At 70.0% G+C, this 25341-nt stretch carries 19 protein-coding genes; 13 read left to right on the top strand and 6 right to left on the bottom strand.

Features of this window, described 5'->3' with window-relative positions; translation table 11 throughout:
- Positions 1–97: 97 nt before the first annotated feature.
- From GR168_RS20990 to GR168_RS20980, 3 genes are read left to right on the top strand one after another with little or no spacing between them, the layout of a single operon-like run.
- Entirely contained in the window at positions 98–1423 is a 1326-nt protein-coding gene (locus GR168_RS20990) for an AI-2E family transporter (RefSeq protein ID WP_078113260.1), read from the top strand.
- Positions 1420–2631, top strand: coding sequence for an ATP-binding protein (locus GR168_RS20985; RefSeq protein ID WP_159371611.1), 1212 nt, complete (start codon positions 1420–1422; stop codon positions 2629–2631). The genes GR168_RS20990 and GR168_RS20985 overlap by 4 nt, the downstream gene beginning before the upstream one ends.
- 22 nt (positions 2632–2653) lie before the next feature.
- Positions 2654–3331: a response regulator transcription factor gene (locus tag GR168_RS20980; protein ID WP_058252243.1), complete on the top strand. Its 678-nt coding sequence runs from the start codon at positions 2654–2656 to the stop codon at positions 3329–3331.
- Between the two features lie 179 nt (positions 3332–3510).
- Here the strand turns inward: GR168_RS20980 and GR168_RS20975 are convergent, their stop codons facing one another.
- The 3 genes from GR168_RS20975 to trmB form a co-directional block, all read right to left on the bottom strand.
- A complete protein-coding gene (locus GR168_RS20975; RefSeq protein WP_058252242.1) occupies positions 3511–6771 on the bottom strand; it encodes an MMPL family transporter in 3261 nt (1086 codons plus the stop codon).
- Between the two features lie 219 nt (positions 6772–6990).
- Positions 6991–7662, bottom strand: coding sequence for an NYN domain-containing protein (locus GR168_RS20970; RefSeq protein WP_058252241.1), 672 nt, complete (start codon positions 7660–7662; stop codon positions 6991–6993).
- On the bottom strand, positions 7655–8446 hold the full coding sequence (gene trmB, locus GR168_RS20965) for a tRNA (guanosine(46)-N7)-methyltransferase TrmB (RefSeq protein WP_058252240.1): 792 nt from the start codon (positions 8444–8446) through the stop codon (positions 7655–7657). Before trmB ends, GR168_RS20970 begins: the two co-directional genes overlap by 8 nt.
- Positions 8447–8669: 223 nt before the next feature.
- On the opposite strand from trmB, the gene GR168_RS20960 reads away from it, so the two are divergent.
- The 8 genes from GR168_RS20960 to GR168_RS20925 all read left to right on the top strand — a co-directional run bounded on the left by GR168_RS20960 (position 8670) and on the right by GR168_RS20925 (position 19014).
- Positions 8670–9548 carry a hypothetical protein gene (locus GR168_RS20960; protein WP_159371610.1) on the top strand — a complete coding sequence of 293 codons (879 nt, stop codon included), beginning with the start codon at positions 8670–8672 and terminating at the stop codon, positions 9546–9548.
- A complete protein-coding gene (locus GR168_RS20955; RefSeq protein ID WP_159371609.1) occupies positions 9545–11092 on the top strand; it encodes a hypothetical protein in 1548 nt (515 codons plus the stop codon). Before GR168_RS20960 ends, GR168_RS20955 begins: the two co-directional genes overlap by 4 nt.
- Positions 11093–11097: 5 nt before the next feature.
- Positions 11098–11493, top strand: a complete 396-nt coding sequence (locus GR168_RS20950; protein ID WP_078113301.1) for a DUF6802 family protein — start codon at positions 11098–11100, stop codon at positions 11491–11493.
- Positions 11494–11704: 211 nt separating this feature from the next.
- Positions 11705–13531, top strand: coding sequence for a phosphoenolpyruvate carboxykinase (GTP) (locus tag GR168_RS20945; protein WP_078113257.1), 1827 nt, complete (start codon positions 11705–11707; stop codon positions 13529–13531).
- Positions 13532–13606: 75 nt separating this feature from the next.
- Positions 13607–14614: an esterase-like activity of phytase family protein gene (locus tag GR168_RS20940; RefSeq protein WP_159371608.1), complete on the top strand. Its 1008-nt coding sequence runs from the start codon at positions 13607–13609 to the stop codon at positions 14612–14614.
- A gap of 139 nt (positions 14615–14753) precedes the next feature.
- Complete coding sequence (locus tag GR168_RS20935; RefSeq protein ID WP_058252235.1) at positions 14754–15569, top strand: ABC transporter ATP-binding protein; 816 nt, start codon at positions 14754–14756, stop codon at positions 15567–15569.
- A 21-nt stretch (positions 15570–15590) separates the two neighbouring features.
- The gene (locus tag GR168_RS20930) at positions 15591–18137 is read left to right on the top strand and encodes an ABC transporter permease (RefSeq protein ID WP_159371992.1); all 2547 of its coding nucleotides are present in this window, start codon (positions 15591–15593) and stop codon (positions 18135–18137) included.
- A 55-nt stretch (positions 18138–18192) separates the two neighbouring features.
- Entirely contained in the window at positions 18193–19014 is an 822-nt protein-coding gene (locus GR168_RS20925) for a hypothetical protein (protein WP_159371607.1), read from the top strand.
- A gap of 105 nt (positions 19015–19119) precedes the next feature.
- On the opposite strand, the gene GR168_RS20920 is transcribed toward GR168_RS20925, so the two are convergent.
- Positions 19120–19887 (bottom strand): class I SAM-dependent methyltransferase, encoded by a 768-nt coding sequence (locus GR168_RS20920; RefSeq protein WP_159371606.1) that lies wholly within the window; start codon positions 19885–19887, stop codon positions 19120–19122.
- A 103-nt stretch (positions 19888–19990) separates the two neighbouring features.
- Between GR168_RS20920 and GR168_RS20915 the strand changes: the two genes are divergently transcribed.
- Positions 19991–21151: a glycosyltransferase family 4 protein gene (locus GR168_RS20915; RefSeq protein WP_159371605.1), complete on the top strand. Its 1161-nt coding sequence runs from the start codon at positions 19991–19993 to the stop codon at positions 21149–21151.
- Here the strand turns inward: GR168_RS20915 and GR168_RS20910 are convergent.
- Positions 21108–23039 carry a hypothetical protein gene (locus tag GR168_RS20910; RefSeq protein ID WP_159371604.1) on the bottom strand — a complete coding sequence of 644 codons (1932 nt, stop codon included), beginning with the start codon at positions 23037–23039 and terminating at the stop codon, positions 21108–21110. The two genes, GR168_RS20915 and GR168_RS20910, sit on opposite strands and share 44 nt — an antisense overlap.
- Before the next feature lie 13 nt (positions 23040–23052).
- Positions 23053–23991: a CoA ester lyase gene (locus GR168_RS20905; protein WP_058252230.1), complete on the bottom strand. Its 939-nt coding sequence runs from the start codon at positions 23989–23991 to the stop codon at positions 23053–23055.
- Between the two features lie 162 nt (positions 23992–24153).
- Here GR168_RS20905 and GR168_RS20900 point away from each other — a divergent pair, with 162 nt between their 5' ends.
- Positions 24154–25338 carry a polysaccharide biosynthesis protein gene (locus GR168_RS20900; RefSeq protein WP_159371603.1) on the top strand — a complete coding sequence of 395 codons (1185 nt, stop codon included), beginning with the start codon at positions 24154–24156 and terminating at the stop codon, positions 25336–25338.
- Positions 25339–25341: the final 3 nt, after the last annotated feature.

Genomic DNA, 25341 nt, shown 5'->3' with positions numbered 1-25341 from the left:
GGGGGGCCGGTGTCGGTGACGACCCCCGTCGGCGACCTGCGCAATCGGGGGTGTGTACGGCGTCCTGTCCCCGCGGTGCAGCACTAGTGTGACTCTCGTGACCGAAGCCGAACGAGCCGACCGGCCGCGCGACGTCCGGGACCTCGCGTCCATCGACCGGGCGAAGGTTCATCCGCAGGTACGCGCGGCGGCGGAGTGGGCGTGGCGGCTACTGCTCCTGGTCGCGGCCGCTTACGTCGCGACCAGGCTGTTCCGGGAGTTCGAGGAAGTCCTCGTGCCGGTCGCCCTCGCCATCCTGATCTCGGCGATGCTGGTTCCCGGGGTCGACGCACTCGACCGGCGCGGTCTGCCGCGTTCGCTGGCGGTGATCGTCAACCTCGTCGTCGCGATCGGGTTGCTCGCCGCCGTCATGACCTTCGTGGTCCGCGAGTTCATCGACGGTGTTCCCGAACTCGCCGAGCAGGTCACCGTGACCGTCGAGAAGACCAGGGAATGGCTCATCAACGGGCCCCTCGGGCTCGATCGCGACCAGGTGCGCAACTTCGGCACCGACACCCTCGACTTCATCCAGCACAACCAGGACCGTGTCACCAGCGGTGCGCTGGCCACCGCCACCACGGCCAGCGAGATCATCACCGGCGCCCTGCTGACGTTGTTCCTGTTGATCTTCTTCCTCTACGGCGGTGGTCAGATCTGGCAGTTCTCGGTCAAGCTCATCCCACAGACCAATCGGAATCGGGTGTGGGAGGCGGGTATCGCCGGTTTCGGCACACTCGTCGGGTACGTCCGGGCGACCGTCGCGGTGGCCTTCGTCGACGCCTGCGGTATCGGGATCGGACTCGCCATCCTGCAAGTGCCCCTGGCGCTTCCGCTGGCCTCGCTGGTCTTCCTGGGCGCCTTCATCCCGATCGTCGGTGCCCTGGTCACCGGCACGCTGGCGGTGCTCGTCGCCCTGGTGACCCAGGGCTGGATCGCCGCGGTCGTCGCCCTCGCCATCGTCGTCGGTGTCATGCAGCTCGAAAGCCATGTGCTGCAACCGTTCCTGCTTGGGCGGTCGGTGCGCCTGCATCCGGTTGCGGTGGTGCTCGGGATCGCGGCCGGCCTGGTGTCGGCCGGCATCATCGGTGGTCTGCTCGCGGTGCCCCTGATCGCGTTCTTCAACACCGCGATCCGACGCCTGAAGGGGGACTCGACCGAGCCCGTGGACGGGCGCCCGGGGGTCGTCGCCGAGCCGGATTCACCGGCGTGGGACACCGACGATCCCGACGCCGCGGCCGAGACGCTCGCGCACGAGGCCCCTGGCACCCCCTCGAAGGCCGGGAACCCAGGATCCGAACGCCCGGCGAATGGTCGCCGGGACGAGGTCGAGACCGACCGCGAGGGCAGGGACCGGGACGGGGACGGCCGGGGCGCGGGAACGTGACGCGCCGGTGGCCGGGGCTCGCGGTCGGCCCGCCGGACCGGGACACCGATCCGGATCGTCTGGCACGTGTCGTCGACGACGACCCGGTCGGTCCGCTGTGGCGGGGCGCCCAGATCTTCCGGCTGCTGTCCTATCTGTACGCACTCGGCTTCCACATCGCCGTCAACCCCGACCTCGACCGCGGCGGCGTCGCCTGGGTGCTCTTCGGTCTGCTCTCCGCGTGGACGCTGGTCAGCGGGATCGGCTACTTCGTCGGGTTCGCGCGCAACCGGGTGTGGGTCGGTGCCGAGGTGCTTGTCGTCTGCGCGCTGATGTTGTCGACGTCGTATGTCGCCGGCGCGGAGTGGGCGTGGAACAACCAGACCTGGCCGACGACGCTGTGGGCCACCAACGCGGTCATCTCGGTTGCGATCCTCACCGGCCCGGTCGGGGGGATCGTGTCGGGGCTCGTCATCGGCGGCACCAGCACCTTCGTGAAAGGCGAACTGAACCTCGACTTCGGTCGGAACGCCACCATCATCGTCATCGTGGCGACCGGTATGGCGGTCGGGCTCGCGGCTGCGAACGCGCGTCGGGTCCAGGACCAGCTGTCCCGGGCGGCGCGGATCGCTGCGGCTGCCGAGGAACGCGAACGGCTCTCCCGTGAGGTGCACGACGGGGTACTCCAGGTGCTCGCGCTGATCGCGCGTCGCGGACGCGAGATCGGCGGTCCGACAGGTGAACTCGCCACCCTCGCGGCGGAGCAGGAGCGTACGCTGCGTCGGCTGATCTCCGACACGGACGAACCCGTCGCCGCCGATACCGATGCGCAATGCAGCGTTGATCTCGCCGCCGCCCTGCGCGTCTTCGCCGACGCGCGGGTGTCGGTGAGTGCTCCCGCGGACCCGGTCATGGTGTCAGCGCAGAGGGGCGCGGAGATCCGCGCGGCGGTGGTCAACGCGCTCGACAACGTCGTGAACCACGCCGGTCCCGGTGCGCGTGCGTACATCCTGGTGGAGGATCTGGGGCGGGACATCGTGGTGAGTGTGCGGGACGACGGGATCGGCATCCCGGACGGCCGGCTCGCCGAGGCGGTTGCGCAGGGACGCGTCGGGGTGTCGAAGTCGATCGTCGGACGGATCGAATCCCTCGGCGGCGCCGCGCGCCTCGACACCGAACCGGGTGCGGGTACGGAATGGGAGTTCACCGTCCCGCGGTACGAGAGCTGAAAGGCGAAGGGGAGCATCGAGTATGAGTGCAGGCCGGAGTGACGAGGGGCGGGCGCCGCTGCGGATCATGGTCGTCGACGACCACCCGATCTGGCGAGAGGCGGTGGCCCGCGATCTCGCCGACGAGGGATTCGACGTCGTCGCCACCGCGGACGGCGTGGGCAGTGCCGGTCGACGTGCGGCCGCCGTCACCCCCGATGTGGTCCTGATGGACATGCAGCTGACCGACGGGACCGGTACGGAGGCGACGACGGCGGTCCTGGAGGTCTCGCCGAAGACCCGCATCCTCGTGCTGTCCGCATCGGGTGAGCGCGACGACGTTCTCGAGGCCGTGAAGGCCGGGGCCAGCGGCTATCTGGTGAAGTCGTCGTCACGCGAAGAACTGGTGGACGCGGTCCGGGCGACGGCCGACGGCCAGGCGGTCTTCACCCCGGGTCTCGCGGGGCTGGTGCTGGGCGAGTACCGGCGCATGTCCCAGCAGCCCGACGCCGCACCCGCCGCGCCCGCGCTCACCGAGCGTGAGACCGAGGTGCTGCGTTTGGTCGCAAAAGGACTGAGCGCCAAGCAGATCGCGCGGCGCCTCGACCTGAGTCACCGGACCGTCGAGAACCACGTCCAGGCGACGCTGCGCAAACTCCAGCTCGGCAACCGCGTGGAACTGACCCGCTACGTGATCGAACACGGCCTGGACGAGGACTGAGTCCTCGGCCAGGCCGTGTTCGACGGTGGCGGGTGCCGCCGGGTCACTCGCTGACGGCGAGCCCCGAGGTCGTCAGCGAACCGCTCGCGGGCGCGTCTGCCGGCTTGGGTGACTTGACCAGCATGACTCGCGATCAATCCGCTTACGAGACCCGTGGCCGCGAACGGGGGTCCGAGCGGTCACTTCTGTGAGCGACTCCGCTTCAGCAGTTCCTGGACGCTGATCTGGCCGTCGTCACCGGTCTCGTCGGACCGGGCGTGCCGGTCGGTACGCGGGCGACGGCGGCGGTTCGACTCGTCGGCCGGGCGATCCTGCTCACCCGAGGCGGGACCGGCGTCGGACCGCGCGGCGGCCGGGGTCGCATCGGCGCTGAGTCCGCGCTCCATCGGCGACGGACCGTTGCTGCGACGACTCCGAGACGACGGGGTCGAGGTCTCGGGGCTGACCGAGGCGGCCAGGGGGCGACGACCGGTCTCGTCGAGGGTGGGCCGGCGTCCGAGCGGTGAGCGCTGGCCGGTCGGCTCCGGCGTCGGCCGGGCGGTTCCGGGATTCGGCCGCCCGGTCTCCGGCACCCGTGGCGGGGCGGACGGGGGAGTGACCGCCGGACGGTCCCCGTTCTCCGAGCGAGGTGCGGGGTCACCGAGTCGGATGCCACCCTCGCCGAGGCTCCAGCCGCCGGTGTCGGGACGATCACCCTTCGACACGGTGGAGCGGCGGTAGGGCGTCGCGGGACGGCGTCCGGCCGGTTCGGGGGCCCGGGCACCGGGCACGGGCGTCGGTCCGACGCGCGCCGGCGGAGTGCGCGGCGGGGTCGGCGCAGTACCCGGGCGGCCGGTGGTGGTCGGCGGCGGACCCGAGGGGGACGGCGGAGTCGGGGTGGGACCGGGACCTGTGCGCTGGTCGGGGGCCTGACCCGTCGGGCGACCGTTGGTGAGCGGTCGGTCCGGGGCGGGCCGTGCCGGTGCGGCGGGGCGACCGACGGCGCCCGGGACACGACCTCGGGCGGGGACCGCGCCGGCGGCGACCGGTTGCCTGCGTGCCGCGGCCATCACCGAGGTCGGCGCCTCGGCCACCACGGTGCCCGCACTCATCGGGCGGGCGCCGGCACCGGCGTCGCGCTGTTCGTCGGGTTCGTCGTCGAGGACGGTCTCGCCGAGGCCGATCTTGCGCTGGACCACGCGCATCCACCGCGGTGCCCACCAGCAGTCGTCCCCGAGCAGCTTCATCACCGACGGGACGAGCAACATGCGGATCACCGTGGCGTCCAGGATCAGCGCGGCGATCATGCCGAACGCGATGTACTTCATCATCACGATCTCGGACAGGCTGAACGCGCCGGTGACCACGACCAGGATCGCGGCGGCCGCGGTGATGATGCCGCCGGTGTGCGCGGTGCCGCTGCGGATCGCCTCGGTGGTGCTCGCGCCCTTCTGTCTGGCCTCGACCATGCGGGAGAGCAGGAACACCTCGTAGTCGGTCGAGAGGCCGAACACGATGGCGATGATCAGCACGAGCACCGCTGCGAACAGCGGGCCGGGGGTGAAGTTGGCCAGCTCGGCGCCGTGACCGTCGACGAAGATCCACGTCAGGATGCCGAGCGTGGCACCGAGACCCAGGGCCGTCATGAGCGCGGCCTTGATCGGCAGGACGATCGAACCGAACTGCAGGAACATCAGCAGGCCGGTGATGAGGACGAGCATGACCGCCATCAGCGGGAGCCGTTGCATCAGCGCGTCGATCGAGTCCTGGGTGAGGGCCGGGGTACCCGAGACGTACATCGTGAGGCCCTCGGTGTCGATCGCGCGTAATTGCTCGATCGCCTGGGCGGCGGTGTTCCGGTCCACCAGACCAGCCGACACCTGGTAGACGCCCACGTTCGGGTACCGCTCGGCGTCGAACGACCCGAAGTCGGACTTGTCGGCGTCGCTGAACTTGTTGGTGAAGCCGGGCACCGCGTCGGCGCGTTGCGCGATGGCGTCGAGCTTGTTCTGGTCGGCCTGGCTCGACTCGTCGTAGATGATGACGAGCTTGATGGCCTCGGTTCGCTCGCTCGGGAAGTATTCGTCGAACTTCTCCTGCGCGACCCGGTTGGGGTTGTCCGGCGGCAGGAACTTCTCGCTGATCCCGCCGAACTGGATGCTGCCGAACGGGATGATCAGCGCGAGCAACAGGAGCACGGTGGGAACCGCGGTCTTGACCGGGTGCTTCATCACCCACGTCGCGAGTCGGCCCCAGAAGCCGTTCTCGACTTCCTGGCTGGTCTTCATGCGACCGCTGAAGCGGTTCTGGATGGCCGCTGCGCGTTCCTCGCCGGAGAAGCGCCGGGCCAGCGGAACCGCGGTGTACTTCATGACCGTGCTGATCGACAGCATGTTCACGCGGGGTCCGAGGATGCCCAGGATCGCCGGGAGGACGGTGATCGACAGGATCGCGGCCAGCGAGACCGACGCGATCGCGCCGTAGGCGACGGATTTGAGGAACCCCTGCGGCATGATCAGCAGACACGCCAGGGCGGCGACGATGATCGTCGCGGAGAAGACCACCGTCTGACCGGCGGTCATCACGGTTCTTCGGACCGCGGCCTTGGTCGAATAGCCTTCACCGAGTTCTTCGCGGAAACGCGACACGATGAACAGGCCGTAGTCGATCGCGATGCCGAGACCGATCAGCGTGACCACCGACTGCGCGAAGATGTTGAGCTCGGTGGTGAGCGCGAGGATCTTCATGATGCCCAGCGAACCGGCGATGGTCAGACCACCGATGAGGACGGGCAGGCAGGCGGCGACGACGCCGCCGAACACGAAGAACAACATGATCGCCACCAGCGGCAGCGCGAGGACCTCGGCGCGGTGGATGTCCTTGTCCATGCCCTCGGCCATCGATCCGGCGACCGGTTGCAGGCCGGCGAGTTCGAAGGTCGTACCGGGTAGATCGAAGCGTTCGGGGATGTCCTCGAAGAACGGTTCGATGGTCTTGTAGTTGTTGAGGACCGTCGTGTCGTCGTTGCCGGCGACGCCGATGCTGATGAAGGCGTGTCTGCCGTCCTCGGTGAACAGCCGCTCCTGCAGCGTGCTCTGCGCGGGCTGGACGAGGAACGGGTCGTACAGACCGGGATCGGCGCGTCCGACGATGTCGGGGTGCGTCGCGATGAGGTCCTCGACGAACGTCTCGACCTTCGCGCCGAACGCCTTGTCGTCGACGCGGGTGCCCTCCGGCGGGGTGACCAGCAGGATGATGTCGGACGTGTGGTCGCGCCCCAGCGCCTGGTCGGCGTAGCGCGCACCGGTATCGGACTCCGACGTCGGATCGAACCAGCCGCTCTGACTGAGGTGCTTGCCGAGATCGAGACCGTACAGCCCGAGTCCGGCCATCATCGCGATGAGCACCGCGATGACGAGGAAGCGCATTCGGTAGACGAATGTGCCGATGAACCGGAACACGCGATGTCCTTTCGTGTACGACTGGTCGGGCCTGTTCGGCGCCGTCGTTTCGGGGCGCCGGTGGCGATTCTGTCAGTTTCCCGGAAGATCCTGACAGTGCTGCCTGAGTGATCCCTGAGGCGTGGGCCTCGGGGGCACGTGCGGGCACACCCGTGTCGGCGTCGGATGCCGGGTCGCGGACCGCCGCCCGACGACCCCGGCAGGGCCGCGACGCCGCAGTCAGCGCAATAGTGCGCTGAGCGGGCGGAAGGGTGTGAGCCAGGCGCCCTCGTCCGGCAGGGAGTCCAGGCCGATGCGTGGCAGCGGCTCGCGGAACACGCCGGGGATGTCCTCGAGATCGATGAACTCCAGTTCTTCGGTGCTCAGTGCCCAGCTGGCGTGCTCGCGGAACCCGATGACGGTGACGGGCACCCCGTCGCCGACCACCTCGAGCAGCGGTTCGCGGAATGCCTGACCGTCGGCGGACGCCACTATCACGCCGGCTAGTCCAACAGTGTGCCTGCGAAGTTCGATGTGGTCGAGCATGTCGGAGTCGACGTCGCTGTCGTCGGACAGTTTCGGCTTGGCGAACACGGCGAAACCGACATTACGGAGAGCGTCCACCCACGGCCGGACGACGTCGGCGCTACCAGGGGCGATGTTGGTGAACACGGTGGCCTCGGGCTCGACCGCGCCGCCTCCGTCGGTGAGAGCGGACACATCTGCGGTCCGCTGCAGCAGCCACCGGCCCAGGGCGTCGAACCGGGGACGGTGCGCGGCGGTGGGGCGTCCACCGAGCAGGGCGCCGAGGCCCATGTCCATGTTGGGTGCGTCCCACACCAGCAGCATGCGGCGCGTCCCCGTTTGGCCGGAGATGGTGTCGGCGAAGCCGGTCGGGCTGTGGTCACTCATGGCGGGCTCCCGTCGGGGTGTCGCCGGTCGAGGTGGCCGGCGGGATGGGCCGCGTGTAGACGAACTCGCTGACGTAGCGGCCCTCGCGTTCCGCGCGTCCCTCGAACTTCGTCGTCGGCCGCTGCAGCGAGATCGGCGACTCCCGCGTCAACTGCACGACGTGGGGGCGGTCGGCGTCCTGGGTGGCGAGCGCCTCCGCGATCCACTCCGCATAACCGGCGTGATCGGTCGCGATGTGCAGCACCCCGCCCGGGACGAGCCGGTCCGCGATCAGTTCCAGTGTGCCGGTCTGGACGAAGCGTCGCTTGTGGTGACGCGATTTGGGCCACGGGTCGGGGAAGAACAGCCGCACACCGGTGAGGCTCGACGACGGGATGAGCTCGGTGAGGACGATGGCCGCGTCGCCGCGGATCAGGCGGACGTTGGTCAGGCCGTTGCGGTCGACGAGGCCGAGGAGCTGGGCCAGGCCCGGCTTGTAGACCTCGACGGCCACGACGTCGACATCCGGTTCGGCCTCGGCCATCGCGGCGGTCGAGATGCCGGTACCGCTGCCGATCTCGAGGACCTTGGGGGCCTCGCGCCCGAACAGTTCGGTGAGGTCGAGTTGCGGCTCGGGGACCCGCTCCGGCCCGATCTCGAGGTCGCGGCCCAGCACCGGCCACAGGGTCTCCCAGTTGCGCTGCTGACCGGTCGTCAGCGTGCCGCGGCGGAAGCGGAAGCTCGTCACGCGGGGGTACAACCGGGACCTGTCGGGGCTGTTGTTCACGCGTCCATCGTTGCGCATCGTGTCGTTGCGGCGAAGTCGCGGGGGAACGGCGGCCCGGACGGCAGCGGTGCGGACGCGGACCCGTCCGGCCCCGCGAGGGGATGTGGAGCCGTCTCCGCCGTTCGCCCGGATCCCGATTATTCTCGGCCCTGTCGCGGTTCACGTGCGCCGATGCCCGGGGTGGCGGTGCGGTGGACGCGGGTCGTGGGAGGCGCAGGGGTCGGATGGCGAGGAGGCTGGGGTGGGGGCACCGGTGAACGGTGGCCGGCGTGGCGTGCCCGCCGGGAGCGAGTTGTGGACGGCCGCCGAGCAGGGACGACTCGTCGACCTCGTCGACCCGGTGTCGCCGCTCGTGCCCGTCCTGGCCGGTGCGGGCCGGCGTTTCCTCCGTCCGTTGCACGTCCAGGTCGTCGGCCGGCCCGGGACCGGTCGGGACACGATGGCCCGTGCGCTGCGAGAACGGCTGTCGCTCACCGTGATCGGGCCCGGTGAGGACGAGCAGGGGGCCGCCGACACCGATCTGTGGATTCTGGTCCTGGCGGGGCCGCCGCGGCGCGCCGACCGCGAACTCTTCGCGTCCCTCCCGGCCCACCGGCTGCTCGTGGTGCTCGGGAAGGCCGACACGCACGGCGACTGGGATGCGGCGGTCGCGGTGGCGGCGTCGTGTGCAGGGCGTCTGGACACGCCGGTGTACCCGGTCTCGCAGTTGCTGGCCTGCGCCGACCTCGACGATGCCGAGTTCGCCGCGCTGGCGACGATGGCGGCCGCGGGCGTCGGCATGCCGTCGATGGCCGGCCGATTCCTCGTGGGACGTCCGGGTTCCGACGAACGGCTGATGCGGCAGGGGTTGCTGCGCCGGCTCGACGCCTTCGGCATCGACACCGCGCTCGCGCTCATCGAGTCCCGTTCCGCCGTGGCCGCGAACGCCGAGGCCCTGAGCCGGGCGCTCCGCGACGCCAGCGGCGTTCCTGATCTCGCGGGACCGATCGGGGAGCGGGTCGACCGGATTCGACAGTGGCGTGAGGTCGAGTTGCGTGCCCGGTTGGAGGAGGCGGCCGCGGCGGGCGTCGACCGCGCCGGTGCCGAGCGACTTCTGGCCGGGGCAGGAGCGGGCGCATGACCGACACGGCACTCGCCGCCGCGCGGGAGCTGACCGGCTTCGACGCCGTCGGGGTCGACGCGGGCACCGACGTGCTGGTCGTCGGGACCGACGGCGTGGGCGTCCGCACGCTGGTCGAGGCCTGCCGGGCGCTCGCCCCGGACCTCGACATCGTCGCCCGCGGCGGGCGCTCGCGTGCGTCGGCCGGTGCGGCGGTCGTGGTCGTCGACCCGTCGTCGTCGGTCGGTGAGGAGGAACGTCTCCTCGTCGAGCAGTTGCGCGCGCAGGTCGGGATCGTGGCGATCGTGTGCACGAAGATCGACGCGTTCTGGGAGTGGCCGCGGACCGTGCGCGCCCACCGGGCCGTCCTCGACCCGTTCGCGACGCTGCCGTTGTTCGGGGTGTCGTCGGTCGCGGCCCTCGAGGGTGCGGTGGACGAGTCGGGGATCGACGCCCTCGTGGAGTGGCTGCGTGAGACGACTGACGCGCCGGGCGTGCTCCGCGCCGAGCGGGCAAGGCTCGCGGCGGGCCTCGGGGCGGTCGAGCATCTCCTCGGCGCGCCGACGGGCGGCGTCGACGAAGCGGCGTCCGCACAGGCTGCCGTCGACGATCTCCTGGCCACGCGTCGCGAACTGGTCGCCGCACGGGACCGCGGACGCCCGGACCGGTTGGCGGCGGTACGCGCCGGACTCGCGCGCGTCCGTTCGCAGACGTCGGCGGAACTGCACGCCGGGGTGCGCGATCTGGCGGCGTCCGCCGCCGGCCACGCTCCCGCCGCGGATTCTGCGTACGGCGCATGGGCCCGTACCGGCTGGGCCGCCCTCGCCGACGGCGTCCGTCGTCGCGCCGACGAGCGCGTCGACGCGGTCCGGTCGACCGCCCTGGTGGGCCTGGACGCGGAGCCGTCGGCCGACGAGAACTGGCCCGCGGTACCCCTCCACACCGAGCGGTCGCGCGGCCGGGCGCGGCGCGCAGGCGCCGAAGACGCGTTGGTGGTCGTCCTCGGGGCCTCGACCGGTCTGGGTGTGGGACGCCTCGTCGTCGCACCGATGGAGTCGGTCCAGACGTTGCAGTGGGTCAGCATGCCGCTCGCCCTGATCCTCGGAGTCGCGGTGGCGGCGTGGGTGATCCGTGTCCGGCGCAGTGCTGCGGAGCGTTCCGATCGCGAGGCGCGCACCGCCGAGCTCCTCGCCGAGGCGCGGGCGACGCTCGATCACCAGCTCGCCCTGCGCGTCACCGCGGCCGAGACCCGGATCGCCGGCCAGATCGCCCGGGCGCACGAACGCCGGAACCGAGAGGTGGCGGCCGAGGTCGCGCGCCTCGACGAGGAGATCCGCCGACTGCGCAGCGGGGTCGGGGTCCGCGACGCTCGAACCCGTCGCGAGCGCGCGGCGGAGATCCGCCGTGAGTTGGTGGCGCGGTCGGAATCGCTCTGGGCGGACGCCTCCCGCACCGACGACCCGGGTGAGGAATCCGATGATCCGGCGGGACGTCGGGGTGACCGAGGGCATGACGACGGAACGGCCGGGGTCGCCCGGGCCGGCCACGACGACGGGAAGCAGTGATCTCGATGGACCCGATGTTCCCCGACGACCTTCCGGACCCGGCCCGCCCGGAGGAGGACTCGCTGTTCGGCGCGGCCGAGGGCGCCGACCCGCACTCGGTCGACTCGGTGGCCGCACTGCACGAGACACCGGCGTCCGACGATCTCGACGATCACCTGTGGATGCACGACGACGGCCGGATCTGGGATCTCGGACCCGCCGAGGTGGACACCGACAACGACGGCATCAACGATTCGCTCACCCGCAACGGGCCCGACGGCTTTACGGTGTACACGGACAGCGATCGGGACGGGCAGGTCGACAAGATCACCGAGATCGGTGCGGACGGCGAGTTCCGTTCCGCGGTTCTCGACCCGGACACCGGCCAGTGGATCTCCGGCGGATCGGGACGAATCGGCTGACACGTGACCGGCGCCCGACCCGGACTGCTCCGCGCCGAGACCGAGCGCGCGCGATCACCAGGGACTTTCGTCACCTGTCCGTCGGGTGTGGGATAGACCGCACCTGGCGAACCCCGTGACCTAACGCCCGCTCGGTGGACGTATCCTTGACCGCGAGACGACCTGACAGGTGGCCATTCAAGCGGCCACCACCTCGGAGGAGGCCCCAACGATGACCGCAGCCACCATTCCCGGACTGGACCCGAGTAGCGCTCCGACGAAGCACGCGGGACTGCTGGCCTGGGTGGCCGAGGTCGCCGAGCTGACCCAGCCCGACCGGGTGGTGTGGTCCGACGGCAGTGACGAGGAGTGGGAGCGCCTGACCGCCGACCTCGTGAAGGCCGGCACCCTGGTGAAGCTGAACGAGGAGAAGAAGCCGAACTCCTTCCTCGCCAACTCCGACCCCGCCGACGTGGCCCGCGTGGAGTCGCGGACCTACATCTGCTCGGAGAAGGAAGAGGACGCCGGCCCGACCAACAACTGGGTCGATCCCGCCGAGATGCGTTCGACGATGACCGAGCTCTACCGGGGCAGCATGCGCGGTCGCACGATGTTCGTCATCCCGTTCTGCATGGGCCCGCTGGACTCCGACGATCCCAAGCTCGGTGTCGAGATCACCGACTCCGAGTACGTCGTGCTGTCGATGAAGATCATGACCCGCGTCGGCCCCCGCGTCCTGGAGATCCTGGGCGAGGACGGCTTCTTCGTGAAGGCGCTGCACTCCGTCGGTGCGCCGCTCGAGGACGGCCAGGCCGACGTGCCGTGGCCCTGCAACACCGAGAAGTACATCACCCACTTCCCCGAGACCCGCGAGATCTGGTCGTTCGGATCGGGTTACGGCGGCAACGCGCTGCTCGGCAAGAAGTGCTACGCCCTGCGCATCGCCTCGGTCATCGCCCGCGACGAGGGGTGGATGGCCGAGCACATGCTGATCCTCAAGCTGACCAGCCCGGCGAACAAGGTGTACTACATCGCCGCGGCGTTCCCGAGTGCCTGTGGCAAGACCAACCTCGCGATGCTCCAGCCGACGATCCCCGGCTGGAAGGCCGAGACCGTGGGCGACGACATCGCCTGGATGCGCTTCGGCGAGGACGGGCGTCTCTACGCGATCAACCCCGAATTCGGTTTCTTCGGTGTCGCTCCCGGCACCAGCTACGACTCGAACCCGAACGCGATGAAGACCATCGAGGCCGGAAACACCCTCTACACCAACGTCGCTCGCACCGACGATGGCGACATCTGGTGGGAGGACATCGACGGCCCGGCGCCCGCGCACCTCACCGACTGGCTCGGCAACGACTGGACGCCGGAGTCCGATCACAAGGCTGCGCACCCGAATTCGCGCTACTGCACCCCGATCTCGCAGTGCCCGTCGCTGGCCGACGAGTGGGATGACCCGAAGGGCGTGCCGATCTCGGCGATCCTGTTCGGCGGCCGCCGCAAGACCACGGTGCCGCTGGTGACCGAGGCCCGCGACTGGCAGACCGGTGTCTTCATGGGCGCCACCGTCGGCTCCGAGCAGACCGCCGCGGCCGAGGGCAAGGTCGGCACCGTGCGCCGCGACCCGATGGCGATGCTGCCGTTCATGGGCTACCACGTCGGGGACTACCTGCAGCACTGGGTGAACATCGGCAAGAACGCCGACGAGTCGAAGCTGCCGAAGGTGTTCTACGTCAACTGGTTCCGTCGGGGCGACGACAAGCGCTTCCTGTGGCCCGGATTCGGCGAGAACAGCCGCGTGCTGAAGTGGATCATCGAGCGCATCGAGGGTGAGGCCGAGGGTGTCGAGACCCCCATCGGCATTGTCGCGAAGCCGGAGTCGATCGACGTCAGTGGTCTGGACGTGCCTGCGGAGGACGTCGCGGAGGCGCTCGCCTTCAATCCCGACGAGTGGCGCGAGGAGATCCCGTCCATCGAGGAGCTGTTCGACTTCGTCGGCGAGAAGCTGCCGAGCTCGTTGCGCGACGAGCTCGACGGTCTGAAGCAGCGCCTGGCCTGACGCGGCCTTGCTGCGCGGTTCCGGGGCTGAACGTACGGATGGGTCTGAAGTGACGGTTGAGGTATCGTGCCCCTCATGAAACTACGTCTGTGGGGCGCCTCGGTCGCCGCTGCCTGCGTGCTGGGACTGGCGTCGTCGGTCGCGGTCCAACCGGCTTCGGCGACACCGTCTTCCGGGGCCGGGGTCACGGCGTTCTTCACGGATTCGACGACGATCGGGAGCGGGCTTCCCACCGTCAACCGGATCTCCGGTATCGATCGGACCGGTTACGGCAACTACGTGATGATCGCCGAGGACGTGCTCCCGGCTCGCTTCTTCACGGCGTCGATCGGGTACACCTCGGTGACCGCGTCCTTCACCGGGCAGCCGCGGATCAACGGCGGCGGCACGGTCCTCGGCCCGTGGTTCCTCCCGTTGCTGCCCGGACAGGCCCAGTTCGAGGGCATCCGCCAGTCCGCGGGCGGTTACACCGTCGTCAGCGGCGGCAACAACCAGTTCGTCCGGCAGATCGGGCCCATTGGACAGGTCCTCCGCGACCTTCCGCTCCCGTCGGTGTGGCGCCCGTCGTCGAAGTCGGGTCTGGCAGGCCAGCGCGGACTCACCGGCGTGGCCGTCGGACCCCAGGGTCAGGTCAGCGTCCTGACCGCCGGCGGACTCCGGCAGGACGCCGCACGATCGGCCCGTCTGCTGACCTTCGGCAAGACCAATCGCGAGTTCGTCTATCGCACCGACGCCAACAAGGTGGCCGCCGATGTGCTGGCCATCAACTCGACGGACTTCCTCGTGCTCGAACGTGGCCCGGGCAAGCTGTCGAACATCTTCTGGACGACGACCCGGGGCGCCACCTCGGTGACGAACAAGAAGAAGCTGAGCGGACGCGAGAAGGCGATGACCAAGCGCCGCATCTTCTCGACCACCGCGACGCCCCACTTGCTCACCGGCAACATGTCGGGACTCGCCTGGGGCAACTGGCACCCCGACAACCCGTTCGCGAAGACCCGCACCCGCACCCTTCTCGTGGTGTCGGACAACGTCGGATCGCCCAATCGCCTCCACTCCTTCGAGGTCCAGATCCCGAAGTAACCCCGCTCCCTGAGGAGTGTCCGGAGCTTGCGGAGGACACGTCTCGAAGGGTCAGCAGTGCCCCACGTCACTGCCGTCAGGGTGGGGTCAGGGTGTTACCTGATGGCCAACCGGCGCAGGATTTGGCACCGTTGAGGGCATGACGACGACTGATGTGGCCGCTCGAGACGACGGTGGCGATGATTTTGGGACGCCGAAGCACGCGGTTGCTGCCGGGGCAGACAACCTTTCCAAGCGGTACGGCGTCGGCGACACCGCCGTCGAGGCCCTGAAGAGCGTCTCCATCTCGTTCCGGGAGGGCGAGTTCACCGCCATCATGGGGCCGTCGGGGTCGGGTAAATCCACCCTGATGCACTGCCTCGCCGGTCTCGACGTCGCGAGCGACGGCAAGGTGTTCATCGGCGACACCGATCTGACGGCGTTGTCGGACAAGGCGATGACGATGCTGCGTCGCGACCGCATCGGTTTCGTGTTCCAGGCGTTCAACCTCGTGCCGACGCTGACGGCCAAGGAGAACATCACACTGCCGGTCGACATCGCCGGCCGCACCGTCGACACCGAGTGGTTCGACGCCGTGGTGGCCCGGCTCGGGATCACCGACCGGCTCGGACATCTGCCGAGTGAACTGTCCGGTGGTCAGCAGCAGCGCGTGGCCTGTGCTCGTGCGCTGATCGGCAAGCCGTCGATCATCTTCGGTGACGAGCCGACGGGCAACCTGGACTCCCGCTCCTCGGGCGAGGTGCTGTCGATCCTGCGGGCGGCGACCGACGAGTTCAAGCAGACCGTCGTCATCGTGACGCACGATCCGCGCGCGGCGTCGTACGCCGATCGAGTGGTGTTCCTGGCCGACGGCCAGATCGTGCAGGAGCTGTCCCGGCCGTCGGCCGACGATGTCTTCGAGGTCATGAAGAACCTCGACAACGTGCCTGCGCCCGACACCGCCGAAGCGCTCTGAGCCGTGGCGTCCTCCACGGTGATGCGCCGGGTCTCGCTACGGAACCTGCGCGCCCACAAGCTCCGGCTGTTCCTCACCCTCTTCTCGATCGTCCTCGGCACCTCGTTCGTGGCCGGGTCCATCGTGTTCACCGGGTCCATCTCGAAGGCTTTCAACGACATCTTCGACAGTGCGGCGCAGGGTGTCGCGGTCGAGGTGACCCCGGCCGACCGGCAGTCGCCGGGTGTGCCGAACACGATCGTGGACCAGCTCCGCGACCAGCGTGCCCAGTTCGGCATCGACAAACTCGTCGTCAACAACAATGGCCTGGTCACGGTCGCCGACTCCGACGGCAAGGCCATCCAGACCGGTGGCGCCCCGAGCGTGGGCAGCACCTACATCCCGCCGGCGGAGGCGCTCGACCCGGACGAGTCGCGGATCCTGCCGGGTGGACGCGGGCCCGAGAACGCCGGCGAGATCGTCTTGAACACCTCGGCGGCCGAGGCCGCGGGGCTGAAGGTCGGGTCGAAGACGAAGATCGTCGTCGGGCAGGGCAACTCGGAGCCGCTCGAGGTCACCGTCGTCGGCCTCGTCGACGCGCCCAGCTCGACGGGTGGTTACGTGAACGCCCAGTTCGACGCCGCGACGTCGGCCCGCCTGTTCACCGACGGTGAGCACGTCGGCGTCGTCGACATGTCGGCCGTTGCCGGGGTCACCCCGGAACAGTTGCAGGAACGGATCATCTCCGCGCTCGGCGCCGACGCCGATCTCTACGACGTCCGCACCGGCGACCAGGTCCGCGAGGACCAGAAGGCGCAGGTCAACGAGTTTCTGCAGATCTTCCAGTACATCCTGCTGGCGTTCGCCGCGATCGGTTTGGTCGTCGGCACGTTCATCATCTACAACACCTTCTCGATGATCGTTGCGCAACGGAATCGGGAGTTCGCGCTGCTCCGGGCGGTCGGCGCGAGCCAGCGCCAGGTCTCGCGCTCGGTGCTGTTCGAGGCCTTCGTCGTCGGTGTCCTCGGCGGCGCGCTCGGTCTCGCCATCGGCATCGGGCTGGCGGCCGCCTTGAAGGCCATCACCAGTGCGACGTCGGGCCTGCCGGACGGTGAGTTGGCGATCGGTCCGGATGCCATCCTCGCCGGCATCCTGGTCGGCGTCGTGGTGACGATGGTCAGTGCCTGGGTGCCGGCGGCGCGAGCCGCCCGGGTGCCGCCCGTGGAGGCGATGCGCGCATCGGCCGCCGAGGGGTCGGCCTCGTTGCGCAACCGCACGATCATCGGCGCGGTCATCGGTGTCGCGTCGATCGTCGCGATCGTGGTCGGCGCGATGGGTGACGGTGCCGGCCCGGCGATCACGGTGGGTGCCGGCGCCGCGGGCGCGGTCCTGTCGGCCGTCCTCATCGGCCCGGCGATCGCGCGTCCGTTCGTCAGCGTGCTCGGCCGGGTCATCGGTGCGCCCTTCGGCATGATCGGGCGCCTCGCCCGGACCAACGCGGTCCGCAACCCGCGGCGTTCGGCCGCGACGGCGTTCGCGCTCACCCTCGGGCTGATGCTGGTCGCGATCATCGGCACCCTCGGACAGTCGTTCAAGGGCACGGTCGACGACGCCGTCGACGCCGGCATCACGGCCGACTACATCGTGGCCGGAACCAACCAGTCGCCGCTGCCGCCCGCGGTGACCGGCGCGATCGACGGTGTGCCCGGCGTCGCCGAGGTGGTGTCGTTCGGCATCGTCCAGGCCAAGGTCGAGGACAAGTCGGAGACCGGGTTCTCGGCGCTCGGCGGTCCGCTGAACAGCGTGACCGTGATGGACATGCAGGACGGCGCGTCGTCGGATCTGCCCGCTGACGGGATGCTGATCAGCGAGCGGACCGGCAAGGCGAACGGCTGGCAGCGTGGCGATGTGGTCACGTTCACGTCCGCGACGGGCGAGCAGGTCCAGGTCCCGATCGCCGGCGTCTACGCGGACAACGAGGCGCTGCAGCCGTGGGTCGTGGGTCCGGACGTCTACGAGAAGCTGGTCCCGCCCTTCGCGCGGGTCAATGTCACGCTCTTCGTGAACGCCGCGCCGGGCACCGACCTCGAGACCCTGCGCACCGATCTGGAGAATGCGACGTCGGACTACCTGACGGTGCAGATCCAGGACCGGGATCAGTTCAAGGGCCAGATCTCGTCGCAGATCGATCAGATGCTCGGCACGCTGTACGCGATGCTCGGGCTGGCACTGCTGATCGCCGTCCTCGGCATCATCAACACGCTTGCGCTGTCGGTGGTCGAACGCAAACGCGAGATCGGGATGTTGCGGGCGATCGGCATGATCCGAGCCCAGGTGCGCCGCTCGATCTACCTCGAGTCGGTGCTGATCTCGATCTTCGGCGCAGTGCTGGGTGTGCTCCTCGGGACCGTCATCGGCGTCGCGTTGGTCCGCACGCTCGCCGAGTGGGGCCTGGGCGCGCCGGTGATCCCGTGGTCGCTCATCGCGATCACGCTGATCGCGTCGGCGGTGGTAGGGGTGCTGGCCGCGTTGTGGCCGGCCGTCCGCGCGGCGCGCACCGGACCGCTCGAGGCGATCGCCGACATCTGACGCAGGTTCGTGGTGGTCGGGTCGGGGATCGGTCCGGGATGACAGAATCGTCCGCATGACCCGACCACCAGAGGGCGATCCCAACGATCCGCGGAACGATCCGCCGGAGACCCGTCAGTTCGATCCGGACTTCGACCCGTCGGCGCCGCCGTCGCAGGCATACACCGAGCAGCAGCCCGGGCAGCCGTATCCGGGTCCGTACACGGAACCGCACCAGGCCGGTCAGCCCTATCCGGGGCCGTACACCGAACCGCATCAGGCGGGACAGCCATATCCGGGTCCCTACACCGAACCCCAGTACGCCGACCCTCAGTACACCGGCGGGTCGCCCTACGGTGCCTCGCCCTACGACGCGCCGGCCGGTGGTGAACCGCCCCGCGGTTCCGGGTCGAAGGGCCGGACCATCGGGCTGGCGCTGGTCGCCCTGATCGCACTCGTGGTCCTGGGTCTCGTCGTCGTGCTGGTCACCCGCTCCGGCGACGGCGACTCCACCAGCGCGGCGTCATCGTCAACCACCGAATCGAGTGATCCGGCGACGACCAGCGAGACGACGTCGTCGAGCACCACGACCACCGAGGAGACGACGTCGACCACGACGACGACTCAGCGCTCCGGAACCATCACCTACCAGCTGACCGGCAACGGGGACGTCGTCGCGCTGACGTTCACCCGAGGCCAGGGATCGCCGACGGTGATCCCGGCGATCGGCTCGCCGTGGTCCCAGCGGGTGCAGCTCGAGGGAACCCGCGCGAGTATGTCGGCCATCGTGATCCGCGGACCGGTGTCGTGCGCCATCCTCGCCGACGGTGAACAGTTGGCCGCCGCGACCAGTCAGGGCGGCACCCTCAACTGCACCGCGGACCTCGCCGCCGAGTAGTTCAGCCGCTGGGTGCGGAGGTGGCTTCGACTCGGGGCTTCGCTTCGCTCAGTCCCGGCTCAACCAGCAGTGGGCTCAGCCAGACGCAACCGGACTCTGAGCACGTCAGCGTCGACGCAGGACGAGCACGAGGTTGGTGCCGAGGACGTCCCGGAGCACCGGCACGCGCATGACCCACCACATCCAGCGCGGGATGTAGCGGGGGAATGCCGCGACGAGGTCGGCGCGCCCGGCACCGGTCGCCGATCGGGCCCAGCGCAGCCCGTCGGCGGCGGAGACCGCGAACAGCGATGTGCCGTAAAGGTTCTTGGGCGGATGACCGTGGCGTCGGGTGTACAGCCGAGCCGCCCGATGGCCGCCGAGATAGTGCGTCAGCCCCATCTCGTGACCACCGAACGGTCCCCACCACAGTGTGTAGCTGATGATGACGACGCCGCCGGGACGCGTCACCCGCAGCATCTCGTCGGCCATCTCCCACGGCGTCGGTGTGTGCTCGACGACGTTCGACGACAGGCAGACATCGACGCATCCGTCGGCGAAAGGCAGGGCCTGGCCGGAGCCGCGGACCGATCCGCGATGCTCGAGCCCACCGGCGTGCATCTCGGCGGGATCGGGTTCGACGGAGACGTAGTGCGCGCCGCGGGCCCGGAAGGCGTCGGCGAAGTATCCGGGACCGCCGCCCACGTCGAGGACCACCGATCCGCCCATGTCGGGGACGAACGCCTCGACCATGTCCGCGGTGTCGCCGGCGAGCGCGCCGTAGAAGCGCGCGGGATCGGATTGTTCGTAGCGGAAGTCGTTCAGCAGTCCCGCGGCGCGTCGCAGGGTGGCGAGCCGGGCCATCCGCGCGCCGCCGGGAAGTGAAGTCGTCATCGTCGGGTCACTCTAGTGGGGTGTCTCGGCGACAGGTTCCTCACCGGGCGGTCGCGCGGCGGATTCCGGCGCTCATGGCCTGGTCGGTAGGCTGACGGACAACATGCGCACACCGTCGAACATCCTGCTCCTGTGCTGGCGGGACACCCGCCACCCTCAGGGCGGCGGCAGCGAGACCTACCTGGAACGGGTGGGCGCCGAACTGGCTCGACGCGGCGCGAACGTCACCTTCCTCACGTCCGCGTACCCGGGGTCGCTGCGCCACGAGCACCGGGACGGCATGCGGTTCTTCCGCGCCGGCGGACGGATCAGCGTGTATCCGCTCATGCTCGCAACCATCGTCGCGGGCCGGCTCGGGTTCGGCCCGCTGTCGGGGTGCCGCCCCGACGTCGTCGTGGACACCCAGAACGGTGTCCCGTTCTTCTCGTCGCTCGTCTCACCGGCTCCGACGGTCGTCCTCGTCCATCACTGTCATCGCGAGCAGTGGCCGGTCGCCGGCCGTCTGCTCGGCCACATCGGGTGGTTCCTCGAGTCGCGGGTCTCGCCGCGCGTCCATCGGCGCAACCGATACGTCACGGTCTCGACGCCGTCGAAGTCCGAACTCGTCGCGCTGGGGGTCGATGCCGGGCGGATCGCGGTCGTGCGCAACGGGATCGATCCGGTACCTCACGGTATCGAGGCGCCCGCGCGCACCGGGGCGTCGACTCCCGGTGTGCCGGTACGACTCTGCGTACTGTCGCGGCTGGTGCCCCACAAGCAGGTCGAGGACGCGTTGACCGTACTCGCCCGGCTGCGTCGCGACGGTGTCGACGCCCGTCTCGATGTCATCGGCGGTGGCTGGTGGTCGGACGAATTGCACCGTGCAGCAGCCGAACTCGCGGTGACCGACGCGGTCACCTTCCACGGCCACGTCGACGAGCGCCGCAAGCACGAACTGCTCGCCCTAGCCCGGGTCCACCTCATGCCGTCGCGCAAGGAGGGATGGGGCCTCGCGGTCGTCGAAGCCGCCCAGCACGGTGTCCCGACGATCGGTTACCGCAGTGCCGCCGGACTCGCCGACTCCATCGACGACGGGCGTACCGGGCTCCTCGTCGACGGTGTCGACGAACTGGCCAGCGCAACAAGGAAACTCATCGACAACCCGGACGAGGCGCTTCGACTCGGCCGCAACGCGCAGACCACGGCCAGCCGCTACTCGTGGTCGGCGACCTGCGACGGGTTCATGGCGACGTTCGACGCCGTGCTGTCCGACGCGCGCCGCTGACCACACCGACGCCGAGGCCGACGAGGCCGGCGATGAGCAGCGCGGCCCACACGAGGTGCGCACCGATGGCGATCGCACGGTCGGTGGCGTCCGCGGACCGATCCGCCGCATCGCCCACCTGATACAGCCTCAGATCCGACCCGTCGAACACGAGTCGTCCGGCATCCGCGAGTTGGCCAGGCGGAGAACCGTTCTCGACCAGCACCCACCCGACGCCGAGCTCGGCGAGCGCTACCGGTGACCCGCCGGACTCCAGCACCCGCGTCACCGCTGCGGCATGTTCCCCGGCCGGGTCGATCACCTCGCCGTCCACTCGGAGTTCGCCGGATTCGACGACCGGCGCCCGCAGCATCCGTGCGGCGGGATCGAGCGACGGATCGCGCGCGAAGGGGTACTCGCGCACCGTGCCGGGAGGCCACAGGGCGACCGAACCCCGGTCCGGCGGCACGATCTCAACAACCTGCCGCCACTCGTCGGGATAGTCGATCGCGCGCACCGCACCGCCGACCCCCCACGCCAGGTCGGGGAGCGGCGCGACCGCGAGCAGTGCGACCGCGGCGAACGCGAAACCCGACGGGACCCGCCGCCTCGCCGCTGCCACGGCCGCGGCCACACACACCGCGACCGCCGGGACGAGAAGTGCGGCGAACTTCTGCGTATCGCGCAGGAGCCCGCCGCCACCGACGTGCTCGACGACGAACCCCAGGCCAATGCGGACCGGTCCGAAAGTGCTCAGCATCAACGCGATCGCGGTCACCGCCGCGAGCATGGCGATGGCGCGCACCAGCGGGTCCGACTCCGTACGACGACGCCACAGGTGACCGGCGCCGACCGCGACGACGAGGAGCAGGCCGAGGGTGGCCACCGCGGCCCACCCGATGGTCCGACTCGCCGGCACCGCGTCGGCGTTCCAGATTCCGCCCAGCGACAGGGCCGTACCCACGGGGCCGAGCCACGGCTCGGACCGCAGACCGAATGCCTCCACCCCGGCGGCCGCGGACGTGGTCGGGGCGTCGGAGATGGAAGCCGTCAGCAACCACGGCAGTGTGCTGAGGAGCCAGAGCGCAACGACGGCCATCGTGGGTCGCAGACCGATCGGACGGGCCACGAGCGCCGTCGCCAGAGTGATTGCGGCGAGGACAGAACCAGTGGGGGTCAAGCCTGCGACCGCGAACAGTCCGCCCAGTTGAAGAAGTTGGACGGTGCTTGCTCGGGGGTCCGGTCGCCGGGTGGCTTCGACTCGGCTCCTCGCTTCGCTCGGTGCCGGCTCAACCAGCGGGGGGACTCGGCTCCTCGCTTCGCTCGGTGCCGGCTCAACCAGCGGGGGGACTCGGCTCCTCGATCTCGATGCGCTCCTTCGTCGCTTACTCGACCCGGCGGCTTCGCTCGGTGCCGGCTCAACCAGCGGGGGGCGCCCACGCAGATCCATGACCGCGACGAGAATCCACCCCAGCGCCCCATAACCCGCCAGCAGGCTCCAGTGACCCTGGAGAAGACGTTCGGCGACAAACGGATTCCACACCGAGACGAGCGTGGCCGCCGCGGCACCGGTGCGCCCGGCGCCCGGGACCAGGCGAGCTGCCAGACGTCCGTACCCGACGCCTGCGCACACCAGCGAGGCGGCGAGGACCGCCAGCACGACGATCCCGCCGTCGACGACGGTGCTCACCATCGCGAGGAACCAGTCCTGCGGTACGGCGCGGGGCGGCAGGTCACCGATCCCGAGCGTGGTGTCCGTGACATGGGTGCGCGGCGTGGACACCGCATCGCGGTACAGCAGGTACCGGTCGCCGGCCCCGATCAGGCCGGGCAGCAGCGGCGCCAGGATCACCGCGGCCGCAGCGACACCGGTGCCGTACAGAACCGGCAACAGTCGTCGGGGGGTCACCGCGGCGAGCCGATCAGAAGTGGTGGGTGTCCGATGGTGCGGGGGCGTGCACCGGGTCGTCGTCGTAGTCGGACTCGGTGATGCCGTACGACCGCGCCAGGTCGAGGATCTTGGTCGCCCGCGCGATCCGCGGCAGGTCGGAGCCGTTGCGGATCTCGCCGCCGTCGCGCTCGAACTCGGCGAAGAACTCGCGCGCCCAGGTGATCTCGTCCTGAGAGGGGGACAGTCCTTCGTTGACCTGCGCGCACTGGCCCGGGGTGAGGCAGATCTTGCCGGTCATGCCGAACTCGGCACTGACCGCGGTCGCCTCACTGAGCTTGAGCGCGCTGGAACCGACCGTCGGGCCGTCGATGGCGCTGGGCAGGTGGGCGGCCTTCGCGGCGATCGTGAAACGCGAACGGGCATAGGCCAGGGTCTGCGGGTTCTCGCCGAAGCCGGTGTCGCGGCGGAAATCCCCGATACCGAACGCGAGACGGAACGTGCCCTTGGTGGCTGCGATCTCACTGATGCGTTCCAGTCCGCGCGCGGTCTCCACGAGCGCGACGATCGGCAGGCCGGGCAGTCGCTTGGCGGTCTCGGTGACGTGGTCGACGGACTCGACCATCGCCAGCATCACCCCGCCGACGGCGGTCTGCGACAGCGCCTCGAGATCATCGGCCCACCACGGTGTGCCGAATCCGTTCACGCGAACCCAGTCTCCGGCGCCGGGACCGGCGGTGCCGTCCTTGGGCCCGAGCCAGCGGACGACGTTGTCGCGCGCGGAGACCTTGTCCTTGGGAGCCACCGCGTCCTCGATGTCCAGCACGACGATGTCGGCGCGCGAACGCGAGGCCGGCTCGAACTTGGCGTAGTGGGAGCCGTTGACCAGCAGCCAGCTCCGGGCCAGCACCGGGTCGATGCGCGAACCGATGTCGGTCGACTCGGCGTCGTAGGTGGGGTTGTCGTCGTACATCACGGTCTCTCGGTCCGGTGGACACGCGCGATCGGGGGGACCCGCGCTCGGCAACAGCCTTCCCATCGTTGCCTATGCCCGACTGCCCGTGCAAAACCCGGTACGCGTACCTCGTGCCCGCCCCGCGCGAGACCGCCGCGGTGCGATCGGCACACTTGGTCCATGCAGCAGACGCGTCGGACGACGGGCACGGTCGGCGCCGTCGGGTCGGTGGCGATCGGGTCGATGGTGGCCAACGTCTGCATGTACGTCGTGCACCTCGTCGCGAGTGCGCATTTCCTCGACGTCAGCGAATACGGCGAGTTCGCGGTCCTGCTGTCGGCGATGCTCGTGCTGGGTGTGCCGGCGATGGCGCTGCAGAACGTCATCGCCCGGGAGGTCGTGCTCGGCGGTGACGAGGGACGGCTCCGCGCGCTGGGTGTGGTGACGACGTGCTGGGTCGTCGTACTCACCGTCGTCGCCACCCCGCTGGTCGCGCTGCTGCTGCGCACCGACGTCGCGACGACGGCCGCGGCACTCGCCTCGGCGCCGCTGCTGGCGCTCATCGCCGCAGGTCAGGGGATTCTGCAGGGGCGCGGCGAGTTCCGGGCGCTGTCCTGGGTGCTGGCCGCCGTCGGAGTCGCACGATCGATGCCGATCATCGGGGCGTTCGCCGCCGGCGCCGGACCGGCCGGTGGGCTGCTGGCCGGGACGCTGGGTGCCGCCGCGTCGGCGGTCGTCGTCTGGCTCGTGGTCTGGTCGATGCCACGGTCCGGACGGCCGGGGCGGCCGCCGTCGGGAGCCGCCGGGGTGCTCAGCGTGGTCCGCGCGTCGCAGGTCCAGTTGGTGTTGATCGTCGCATCGTCGATCGACCTGCTGCTCTCGCCCCGGGTCCTCGACGCCGAGGAGGTCGGGGTGTACGCCCTCGGCGCGATCGCGACGAAGGTGGCCTTCTGGCTCCCGCAGGCGATCGGCGTCGTCTTCTATCCGCGCCTCGCCGACCCCGCACGGTCGTCGGCTTCGTTGCGTCAGGCGGTGACGGTGGTCGCCGGGATCGGGGTCGTCCTGACCGTTCTCGCGGGCGCGGCCGGCCCGGTCGTCCCGTTCGTCTTCGGGGACGGCTACGACGCCTTGGTGCCGATCCTGTGGCTCTTCGCCTACATCGGCGCCGCGCTCGCCGTCCTGCAGGTCGTCTTGCTGTCGGCGATCGCGCGCGACCGGACGCGCGTGGCACTCGGCACCTGGTTGGTCGTGGGCGCCGAGGTGCTGGTCATCGTCACCCTCACCGGCTCGGTGGTCGGGGTCGCGGGCACCGCGGCCGTGGCCGCCACGATCGCCGCGCTGGGGACGTGGGCGGTCGCGCGCTGAGTT

It is taken from the genome of Gordonia sp. JH63 (assembly GCF_009856645.1).
GTDB lineage: Bacteria > Actinomycetota > Actinomycetes > Mycobacteriales > Mycobacteriaceae > Gordonia > Gordonia hongkongensis.
The sequence above is the reverse complement of the archived record's forward strand: the minus strand, read 5'-3'. Positions and strand labels throughout refer to the sequence as shown.